Source organism: Paracoccus yeei ATCC BAA-599, from assembly GCF_000622145.1.
Taxonomy (GTDB): Bacteria; Pseudomonadota; Alphaproteobacteria; order Rhodobacterales; family Rhodobacteraceae; genus Paracoccus; species Paracoccus yeei.
The window spans coordinates 20603-30282 of record NZ_JHWH01000029.1; the positions used below are offsets into that span (position 1 = coordinate 20603).

Consider the following 9680-nt stretch of genomic DNA (forward strand, 5'->3'; position numbering starts at 1 on the left):
CGGAAGCGCGGCCTTGGACGCCGCGCCCCTCGTCAAGGATTGGGCCAAGCCGTCAGGGCGCCTGTCAAGCACGGGACGCGCCCCAGCAGGGAAAGGACCATGGATGACGATTGACCCGCGCTCGGTCACCGGCAAACGCCTTGAAATCGCACATCAGGTGCAGGCACTGGTCGTCGGTGCCGGTCCGGCCGGCATTGCCGCCGCCCGCCGACTGCACCAGGGTGGCGCCTCGGTGATGCTGGTCGATGAAAACCCGGTGCCGTTCGAGGTGATGGGCGAAAGCGTGCCGCAGATCTGGGGCGGCCGCATGGGCGGCGTGCTGCGCAACCGCAACGCGATGATAGAGCGGATACTGGACGCCCGCCCCGACCTGGCCGCGCTGTTCGATCTGGGCGTCGACCTGCGGCCGGGCGCGGCCTGCTGGGGGCTGTTCGCCAACCAGGCCAATCTGGGCTGGATGCCGGGGCTGGTCGCGGGGCTGGCGGATGCCGACACCGGCAACCAGCTGGTGCAGGCCGATCAGGTGATCGTGGCGACCGGGCGGCGCGACATGGGGCTGGCCTTTCCGGGCTGGGACCTGCCGGGGGTGACCGGCGCCTCGGCCGCGGTGGCGCTGGCGCGGCTTTACGGTGCCTTCGACGGCCGGCGCGCGGTCATGCTGGGATCTGGCGCCGAGGCGCTGCTGGCCGCGCGCGACCTGATCGCGGCGGGCGTGCAGATCGCCGCGGTGGTCGAACAGGCGGCCGCGCCGCCGGCATCCGACCTGGCCGCCGCGTTGCAGGCGCAGGGCGTCGCGTTCCTGTGCAACGAGGCGCCGCGCGGCGTCACCTCGGATGCCGGCGGCGTGACCGGCCTGACCCTGCGCAATCGCCACATCGCCTGCGACACGGTGCTGCTGGGCGTGGGCGCGGTGCCGATGATTGACCTGCTGCAGGCCGCCGGGGCGCGCTGCGTCTTTGACGATGATCGCAGCGGCTTTGTCCCGCTGCTGGACGCGGGCTTGCAGACCAGCCTGCCCGGCATCCGCGCGGCGGGCGATTGCACCGGCATCTGGGCCGCGAAATCCGCCGATGACGCCATCGCGCGGGCCGAGGGCGAGGCGGCGGCCGACGCGGCGCTGGCGGCGCTGGACCTGGGCGCCGCCTCGGCCGCCGACCTGCCTCGCCCGCCCGCGGGTCCCGACATCGGCCGGTATCGCAAGGCTTGGGTCCGCGCCTCGGTCGTCGAGGCCATTGCCGAGATGCCCGTCTGTCAGTGCGAGGAGGTGACGGCGCGCGAGATCCTGGAGGTCCGCCCGCCGCGCTATCTGAAGCTGCCACCGGTCGGCAACGAAACCCGCAGCCTGAGCCAGATCCTGGGCGACGGTCCGCCCGACCCCGACCAGGTCAAGCGCCTGACCCGCGCCGGCATGGGGCCTTGCCAGGGCCGGCGCTGCCGCGAACAGATCCAGGCGCTGCTGGCCTTGCAGCAGGATCTGGCCCTGGGCGCGGTGCCGCTGGCCGGCTATCGCAGCCCGGTGCGGCCGCTGACCCTGACCGATGCCACCCTGCCCGAAGACCCCGCCATCGCCGAGGTCTGGGACAGCTGGTTCGGCATGCCGCGGCAATGGGTGCCCTTCTGGGATGTCGAGCCGCACTACACGGTCGCAAGTCTTGCCACGGAGAAAGACCATGTCAGCGAATAAGGGCGCCTCGGTCGTCGTCGTCGGCGGCGGCGTCACCGGGCTTTCCACCGCCTTCTGGCTGGCCGAGGCCGGCGTCGACGTGCTGGTGCTGGAACGCGGCATCGTCGGGTGGGAGGCGTCGGGCCGCAATGGCGGCGGCTGTTCGCACCACCACAGCCCGCTGTTCGCCGAGGAACAGCGGCTGTGGCCAATGATGGACCAGCTGCTGGGCCATCCGACCGAATTCGTGCCGGACCGCATCCGCATCGCGCTGTCGCCCGAACAATATACGCTTTACGGCCGCGCGGTTACCAATGCCCGCAGGCAGGGCTTTCGCGCCGACGAACTGGACGCCCGGCAGGTGCGCGAGCTGGTGCCGCTGGCGGGCGACAACGTCTTTGCCGGGCACTATTATCATTTCGGCGGCCACGCGAACCCGCACCGCACCGTGCAGGCCTATGCCTGGGCGATCCGCGACCGCGGCGGGCGGGTGCGCCAGCACTTCACCGTCACCGGCTTTGCCCGCTCGGGCGACCGGGTCACGGCGGTTCAGACCGACCAGGGCAGTTTCGGCTGCGACCATCTGGTCATCGCCGCCGGTCCTCAGACCAGCCGGCTGGCCGCACTGCTGGACGTGGACATCCCCATGCGCGCGGCGCGGGCCGAGATGATCGTGACCGAGCCGCTGCCGCCGATGCCCCTGGGCGGGATCGACGGCAACGGGCTTTACGGCCGCCAGACCCTGCGCGGCAACCTGGCCTATGGCGGCGGCCCCCATGAATGGGTGGAAACCGAGGCTGTGCCGGGCGGGCCGCGCCCCTCGACCCCGCTGGCGTGCAGCATCGCCCGGCGGCTGGCGCAGCTTTTGCCAAAGGCCGCCCATGCCCGCGTCATCCGCAGCTGGGCCGGGATCATCGAGAACACGCCCGACGGCCGCCCGGTGCTGGACCGCCCCGCCCCTTGGGCGAACCTGACGGTCGGCTCGCTGTCGGGCGTGGGCTTTGGCCTGTCGCCGGCCAGCGGCCGGGCGCTGGCGCAGCTGGTGACTGACGGCGCCTGCGATTTTGCCGACCTCGGATCATGTCGGCTGGACCGCTTCAGCCGGCTGGAGCCCGATTGGGCGGCATTGCAGGGCTGGCTGCCGGGCGGCCTTGCGACCGTCTGACGATCCGTCTTGCAGCGCGCGCGCGGGGCGGCCCATCATGGCACATCGCAAGCAGGACCCTGTGATGTTCTACCATAATGTCGGCGAACCCCTGCGCTTCGCCTTTCTGATGATCGACGACATGTCAATGATGAGCCTGGCCTCGGCCACCGAGCCGCTGCGTTCGGCCAACCGGCTCCTGGGGCGCGAGGCGTTCCGCTGGGACCTGTGCAGCCTGGACGGCGCGCCGGTGATCGCCTCGAACGGGGTGCCGTTTTCCGCCCGGCCCTTCGATCAGGCGCTCGAGGACTGCCACGCGCTGTTCGTCTGCGGCGGCGTGCGCGTCGATCCGCAGGACGAACGCCCCTATCTTGGCGCCCTGCGCCGGGCGGCGCATCGCAGCCGTGCCATCGGCGCGCTGTCGACCGCCAGCTATCTGCTGGCGCGCGCCGGGCTGCTGGACGGCTATCGCTGCACCATCCACTGGGAAAACCGCGCCGCCTTCGAAGAGGATTTTCCGCATCTGGCCGTCACCGACACGCTGTATGAAATCGACCGCAACCGGCTGACTTGTTCGGGCGGTACGGCAGCCATGGACCTGATGCTGCATATCATCGCCGACCGCCACGGCATGGACCTGGCACGTGGGGTGGCGAACCAGTTCCACCACGAACGCATCCGCGACGCGCATGAAAACCAGCAGGGCGGCCGCTTGCAGCAGATGGGCGCGTTGCCCCGCACCATGCAGCGCGCGATCCGGGTGATGCAGGCCAATATGGAGACCCCGGTCCAGATCGAGGCTCTGGCTGCCGCCGCCGGCATCAGCGCCCGGCAGTTGGAGCGGCAGTTCCGCAGCCACCTGGGCATGAACCCGGCGCGCTATTACCTGTCGCTGCGCATCGACCGCGCGCGCGAGATGCTGCTTTATTCCGAGCAACCGGTCATCGACATCGCCATCGCGGCGGGCTTTGCCTCGACCTCGCATTTCTCGAAATGGTTTCGTGAGTTTTACAAGCTGCGCCCGACCGAATTGCGCGAAAGGGCACGAACGGAAAAGCGGTCCTGAGACATGGGGCGTTGCCTGGACGGTCCACGCATTGCCCTGCCGTGCGTGCGGGCGTCGCGACCGCGCGACGGGATGGTTTTGCCGCGCTGGCGCTGATTTGTTGTCTGGCTGCGGTCCATGCGCCTTTCCTTCCTTCATTTCATCATGTGCTTGACCTCCGGGGCCGGGACGAAGCGCCAGGCCCTTTTCGGTCCTGCCATGACGTTGAGGTAGTAAAGCTCGAAGCCATGGGGGGCGCCGCAGGGGTGATGGCCGCGCGGCACCAGGGCGACGTCGCCGTCCCTGACCGCCATCACCTCGTCCAGGGACCCGTCGTCGGTATAGACGCGCTGCACCGCCCAGCCGTCCCTCGGGTTCAGGCGATGGTAGTAGGTCTCCTCCAGATAGGTGATGCGGGGGAAATCGTCCTCGTCATGGCGGTGGCTCGGATAGGACGACCAGTTGCCCGCGGGGGTGAAGACCTCGGTCACCAGCAGGCTGTCGCAGACATCCTCCGCCTCCATGGCGATGTTGTTGATGAAGCGGGTGTTCGGCCCCTCGCCGCGCTGGGTCAGGCTGATGCCGTCCGGGCCGATGCGGCGCGCGGCATGCCCGCCCGTGCCGGGGGCCGAGCAGACCGCGATCACGCAGTCGGTCCGGGCCTCGGCGCGCCAGTCCTGGCCGGGGGGCACATACAGGCAATGCGGCGGCGTCCTTTCGAAGACATCCATGCGGTCTCCCAAGACGCCCCAGTCCTGCCCCGCGGCATGGACACCGGCCTTGCCCTCGACCATGACCAGGATGACCTCGCGCCCGCCGGTCGCCTCGGCCGCAACCTCGCCCGCCCGCAACCGGTAAAGCGAAAAGCCGACATAGCGCCAGCCCGCCGATTGCGGGGTGATCTCGTGCACCTTGCCGTGGCTGCCGAAGGGTTTTCGCAACAGCGTGTTCATCGTCCGGTCCTTCCTCGTTGTCGAAATACCCCGGAGGGGAGGCGTCGCGCATCGCGCGATGCCGTGGGGAGGCAGCGCCTCCCCGCCCGCCGCGGCCCTCAGGCAGCCACGGTCTGGTCCAGCCCGGCCTCGCGCGCCGCGGCCTTCAGCGCCTTCAGGCCCATCGACTGATACTCCAGCGGGTTGCGCAGATCGGGGTCCTGCTCGGCCTCGATCACCAGCCAGCCGTCATAGCCCGCCCCGGCCAGGATCCGCAGCAGGGGCACGAAGTCGATGGCCCCTTCGGGATCGCCCGGCACGGTAAAGGCCCCGGCCAGGACGCCCTGCAGGAACGACAGCCCCTCGGCCCGCACCCGCGCCGTCACTTCAGGGCGGATGTTCTTGGCATGGAAATGCGCGACCCGGGACGCGTGGCGCGCCAGCACCGCCGCGGGGTCGCCGCCGCCGAAGGTGCAATGGCCGGCGTCGAACAGCAGATGCGTGGCCGGGCCGGTCGCGGCCATGAAGGCGTCGATCTCCTCGGGGCTTTCCACCACGGTGCCCATGTGGTGGTGATAGGCGAGCCGGATCCCCTGCCCCGCCAGATAGGCCGCGAAGGCCTCGACCTTCGCGCCGAAGTCCGCCATCTCGGCCGCGGTCAGCCGGGGCCGGTCGTTCACCGCCACATCGGGACGCCCGTGCACCGTGTTCGAACATTCGCAGGCGATGCAGACCGTGCAGCCATTGGCCTTGAGCTTGGCCAGATGCCCCTGCACGGCGGCGATCTCCTCCTCGACCGAGCGGGTCAGCAATTCCGTCGAATACCAGCCCGAGACGAAGACCAGCCCATAGCGGCCCAGCAGCGCCTTGAGCGCCTGCGGGTCGTCGGGCCAGCGATGGCCGTTCTCGATGCCGTCGAAGCCGATGACCTCGCCCGCCTCGTGCAGGATCTGTTCGGTCGGGATATGGGCGCCGATCGACGGATCGTCGTCATTGGCCCAGGCGATGGGATTGGTGCCATAGCGGATCATGGGATTTCCTTTCAATTCGCGGTCGCCTGTTTCCTGGCGTTTTCGATATATTTGGCATGGGCGTCGCGCAGGCTGTCGTGATCGCCCACCTCGGGCACGGCGACATCCCACCAGTGGCCGGCGCCCTCCAGCCCGTCGCCCGGGCCGGGGGCGGCGGTGGTGTCGATGACGATGACCGTGGGGATGGCGCGAGAGCGCGCCTCGGCGATCTCGGCCTCCAGGTCGGCGATGCTGCCGGCCTTGACCGCATGGGCGCCCATGGATGCGGCATGGGCGACATAGTCGATCTGCGGCTGCGCCTCGACGGCGCAGTCGACATACATGTTGTTGAAGGCCGCGCCGCCGGTCCCGGCCTGCAGGCGGTTGATGCAGCCATAGCCGCGGTTGTCGGTCAGGACCACGGTAAAGGGCACCCGCCGCATCACCGCCGTCGCCAGCTCGCTGTTGGCCATCATGTAGCTGCCGTCGCCGACAAAGCAGACCACCTCGCGGTCCGGTCGCGCCAGCTTCAGCCCCAGGGCCCCGGCGATCTCGTAGCCCATGCAGGAATAGCCGTATTCCATGTGATAGCCGCCCTGGGCGGGCTGCCACAGCAGCTTCAACGCGCCCGGCATGGTGCCCGCCGCGCACATCGCGATGGCCTCGGGGGCGGCGCGCTGCACGGCGCCGATCACCTGGGCGTCGGTCGGCAGGGCACCCTCGCCGGCGGGCGCCGCGCAATGGGCATCGACCGCCGCCAGCCAGGCCGCGCGACCCGCGCCGTCGAAAGCGACGCGATGATCGCCCAAGGCCGCCGACAGCTTCTCCAGCGCCACCCTGGCATCCGAGACCAGCGTCACCGCGCCATGCTTGGCCGCGTCATAGCCCTGCACGTTCACCGACACCAGCCGCCCGGAAAACAGCGTGCGCGAGCCGGTGGTGAAGTCCTGCATCCTTGTGCCCACCCCGATCACCAGATCCGCCGCGGCGAGCGCCGCATTGGCCGCGGCCGAGCCGTCGACCCCCGCCGCGCCCAGGTTCAGCGGATGGGCCTGGGCAAGGGCCGACTTGCCGGCCTGGGTCTCGGTGACGGGAATGCCATGGCGGGTGGCAAACGCCGCCAGCACGTCCTCGGCCCCGGAATAGATCACGCCGCCGCCGCAGACGATGACCGGCGCCGTCGCCGCCCGGATCAGCCCGGCGACCTCGGCCAGTTCGGCCGCATCCGGCTCGGGCCGGCGGATGCGCCAGACCCGCTCGGCAAAGAAATCCTCGGGCCAGTCGAACGCCTCGGCCTGCACGTCCTGGCAAAAGGCCAGGCAGACCGGCCCGCAGTCCGCCGGATCGGTCATCACCCGCAGCGCGCGCGGCAGCGCCGACAGCAGCTGCTCGGGCCGCTGGATGCGGTCGAAATAGCGCACCACCGGGCGGAAGCAGTCATTGGCGCTGACCGTGCCGTCGCCGAAATCCTCGACTTGCTGCAAGACCGGGTCGGGCCGGCGGTTGGCGAAGACATCGCCCGCGATGAACAGCACCGGCAGCCGGTTCACATGCGCCAGCGCCGCCGCCGTCACCATGTTCGTGGCGCCCGGGCCGATGGAACTGGTCACCGCATGGGCCCGCCGCCGCGCCTTGGCCTTGGCCCAGGCGATGGCGGCATGGGCCATGCTCTGCTCGTTCTGGCCGCGCCAGGTCGGAAAGGGCGTGTTGCCGCACAGCGTGCCGTGCTGGCCCTGGTGCAGCGCCTCGCCGATGCCGGCCACGTTGCCATGGCCGAAGATCGCCCAACAGCCCTCGACGAAGCGCTCGCCCTCGTCGGTCATCTGCATCGACAGCCAGCGCACCATCGCCTGCGCCGCCGTCAGCCGGATCGTCCCGCCATTCATGCCTTGCCTCCCGGACGCGCGCGGCGCCCCTGTCCTTCATCGTTTCCCAAATACCCCGGGGGGTGCGGGGGGCAGCGCCCCCCGTCCGTCACGCGGCCACCCGCGCCCCGGCCCGGGCCTTGTCCCAAAGGCCGCTCAGCCGGGCAAAGCGCGCCGCCATCTCCTCGACCGCCGCCTCGTCGCCGATCTTCCCCGCCAGCCAGTCCCGCGCCACCGTGCCAAAGATCGTGCGCCCGACGGCAAAGCCGCGCACCAGCGGAAAGGCCGCCGCGACGGCAAAGCTCGCCGCCAGCTCCGCCTCGGGCGCATCCAGGCCCAGCACCACGATGCCGCGGGTATGGCGGTCGTGATCCTCGATCGCGGCCACCGCCTCGGCCCAGGCGGCCGGCGTCCGCATCGGCTCGAGCTTCCACCAGTCGGGATAGACCCCCGCGGCGTAGAACTGCCGGATCAGCGTGGCGGTCGTGTCGTCATCGACCGGGCCCACCTTCGAGGGAATGATCTCCAGCAGGAACTCCAGCCCGTTCCGGCGCGCCGCCGCAAACAGCCGCTTGACCGTCGCCTCCTGATCCGCGCGCAGGGCCGCGTCGTCGTCCGGGTGGCAGAAGCACAGGACCTTGACCACGTTCTCGCGCGCCCAGGCCTCCAGCCCGCCGCAATCGGGCCCCAGCGCCGGCTCCAGCGCCAGCGGGCGCGAGCCCGGCCATTCGCAGGGCCGCCCGATCCAGAGCCCGCTGCCCGAGGCCGCATGCAGCGCGCGCCGCCCGATCCGGTCGTCGCAGAGGATCCCATAGCCCGGCCGACCGTCCGCCACCCGCAGCGCCGCCTGCAGGCACAGCTCCTTGAAGGCGCCGCCCTGCTCGGGGCTGTAGCCCGGCATCGCCTCGAGCTGGGCGCGGTGGTCGAAGGCGAACACCCGCATCGTGGACCAGTCGCCGCCGTGGTTGCGGGCGCGGTTCGTCGACCAGTGGATCTGCTCGAGCTCGGGATCGTTGCGCAGGTCCGGCCGCACCACCCCGCGCCGCAGGAAGAACTGCAGTTCCTCGAGGCTCGGATAAGCCGGCGTGCAGCCGTGGCGGCTGACCGCGAAGGCGCCGCAGGCATTGGCGTATTCCAGCGCCCGGGGCCAGCTCTCGCCGTCCAGCCAGCCCTTCAGCAGCCCCGAAAAGAACCCGTCGCCGGCGCCCAGCACGTTGAACACCTCGATCGGAAAGCCGGGGCCGGTCTCGCCGTCGTCCAGGCTCGCGGGGATCGCGCCTTCGAAGGCCACCGCCCCCCTGGCGCCGCGCTTGCAGACCAGCGTGGCGTCCGACACGGCCCGCACCGCGCGCAAGGCCGCGATGGTGTCCGTGCTGCCGCCGGCGATGTGGAACTCCTCCTCGGTGCCGACGATCAGGTCGAAGAAATGCAGCGTCGATTGCAGCTTCGCCGTCACCGCGGCGCTTTCGACGAAGCGGCTCTCGCCCGCGCCGTGGCCTGCCACGCCCCAGAGGTTCGGGCGATAGTCGATATCCAGCGCCGTCCGCGCCCCGTGCTTGCGGGCCAGCTCCAGCGCCCGGATCACCGCGGCCTCGGTGCGCGGATGGCTCAGATGCGTCCCCGTCGCCAGCACCGAGCGCGTCTCGGCGATCAGCCCCTCGTCGATGTCGTCCTCGCACAAGGCCATGTCGGCGCAGTTCTCGCGATAGAAGATCAGCGGAAAGCTGTCCTCGTCGCGGATCCCCAGGATCACCAGCGCGGTCAGCCGCTCGGGGTCGGTCCTGACGCCCCGCACATCGACCCCCTCGCGCACCAGCTGCTCGCGGATGAAGCGGCCCATGTGCTCGTCGCCCACCCGCGTGATCAGCCCCGACTTGAGCCCCAGCCGCGCCGTCCCGCAGGCGATGTTCGTGGGACTGCCCCCGATATACTTCGCAAACGACCCCATGTCCTCAAGCCGGCCCCCGACCTGCTGGCCATACAAATCAACCCCCGCACGGCCAATCGTGATAACGTCAAGC

General features: G+C 70.4%; 7 protein-coding genes. 3 read left to right on the forward strand and 4 right to left on the reverse strand.

Features of this window, described 5'->3' with window-relative positions:
• Nucleotides 1–103: 103 nt before the first annotated feature.
• From BU28_RS23320 to BU28_RS0115695, 3 genes are all read left to right on the forward strand, one after another.
• Nucleotides 104–1684, forward strand: a complete 1581-nt coding sequence (locus BU28_RS23320) for an FAD/NAD(P)-dependent oxidoreductase (protein ID WP_036763107.1) — start codon at nucleotides 104–106, stop codon at nucleotides 1682–1684.
• A complete protein-coding gene (locus tag BU28_RS0115690) occupies nucleotides 1671–2828 on the forward strand; it encodes an NAD(P)/FAD-dependent oxidoreductase (protein ID WP_028720313.1) in 1158 nt (385 codons plus the stop codon). Before BU28_RS23320 ends, BU28_RS0115690 begins: the two co-directional genes overlap by 14 nt.
• Before the next feature lie 64 nt (nucleotides 2829–2892).
• Nucleotides 2893–3873: a GlxA family transcriptional regulator gene (locus BU28_RS0115695; protein ID WP_028720314.1), complete on the forward strand. Its 981-nt coding sequence runs from the start codon at nucleotides 2893–2895 to the stop codon at nucleotides 3871–3873.
• Nucleotides 3874–4007: 134 nt separating this feature from the next.
• On the opposite strand, the gene iolB is transcribed toward BU28_RS0115695, so the two are convergent.
• The 4 genes from iolB to BU28_RS0115715 form a co-directional block, all read right to left on the reverse strand.
• Complete coding sequence (gene iolB / locus BU28_RS0115700) at nucleotides 4008–4805, reverse strand: 5-deoxy-glucuronate isomerase (protein ID WP_028720315.1); 798 nt, start codon at nucleotides 4803–4805, stop codon at nucleotides 4008–4010.
• 98 nt (nucleotides 4806–4903) lie between these two features.
• Nucleotides 4904–5815: a myo-inosose-2 dehydratase gene (gene iolE / locus BU28_RS0115705; RefSeq protein ID WP_028718540.1), complete on the reverse strand. Its 912-nt coding sequence runs from the start codon at nucleotides 5813–5815 to the stop codon at nucleotides 4904–4906.
• An 11-nt stretch (nucleotides 5816–5826) separates the two neighbouring features.
• Nucleotides 5827–7680, reverse strand: a complete 1854-nt coding sequence (iolD, locus tag BU28_RS0115710; RefSeq protein ID WP_028718539.1) for a 3D-(3,5/4)-trihydroxycyclohexane-1,2-dione acylhydrolase (decyclizing) — start codon at nucleotides 7678–7680, stop codon at nucleotides 5827–5829.
• Nucleotides 7681–7768: 88 nt separating this feature from the next.
• Nucleotides 7769–9680 (reverse strand): bifunctional 5-dehydro-2-deoxygluconokinase/5-dehydro-2-deoxyphosphogluconate aldolase (locus tag BU28_RS0115715; RefSeq protein WP_036762101.1); only part of this gene is annotated, 1912 nt, incomplete at its 5' end.

What these genes read in the sequence shown, in the direction of transcription:
- BU28_RS23320 (WP_036763107.1), top strand. Translation starts at nt 104, where the DNA reads ATGACGATTGACCCGCGCTCGGTCACCGGCAAACGCCTTGAAATCGCA.
- BU28_RS0115690 (WP_028720313.1), top strand. Translation starts at nt 1,671, where the DNA reads ATGTCAGCGAATAAGGGCGCCTCGGTCGTCGTCGTCGGCGGCGGCGTC.
- BU28_RS0115695 (WP_028720314.1), top strand. Translation starts at nt 2,893, where the DNA reads ATGTTCTACCATAATGTCGGCGAACCCCTGCGCTTCGCCTTTCTGATG.
- iolB (WP_028720315.1), bottom strand. Translation starts at nt 4,805, where the DNA reads ATGAACACGCTGTTGCGAAAACCCTTCGGCAGCCACGGCAAGGTGCAC.
- iolE (WP_028718540.1), bottom strand. Translation starts at nt 5,815, where the DNA reads ATGATCCGCTATGGCACCAATCCCATCGCCTGGGCCAATGACGACGAT.
- iolD (WP_028718539.1), bottom strand. Translation starts at nt 7,680, where the DNA reads ATGAATGGCGGGACGATCCGGCTGACGGCGGCGCAGGCGATGGTGCGC.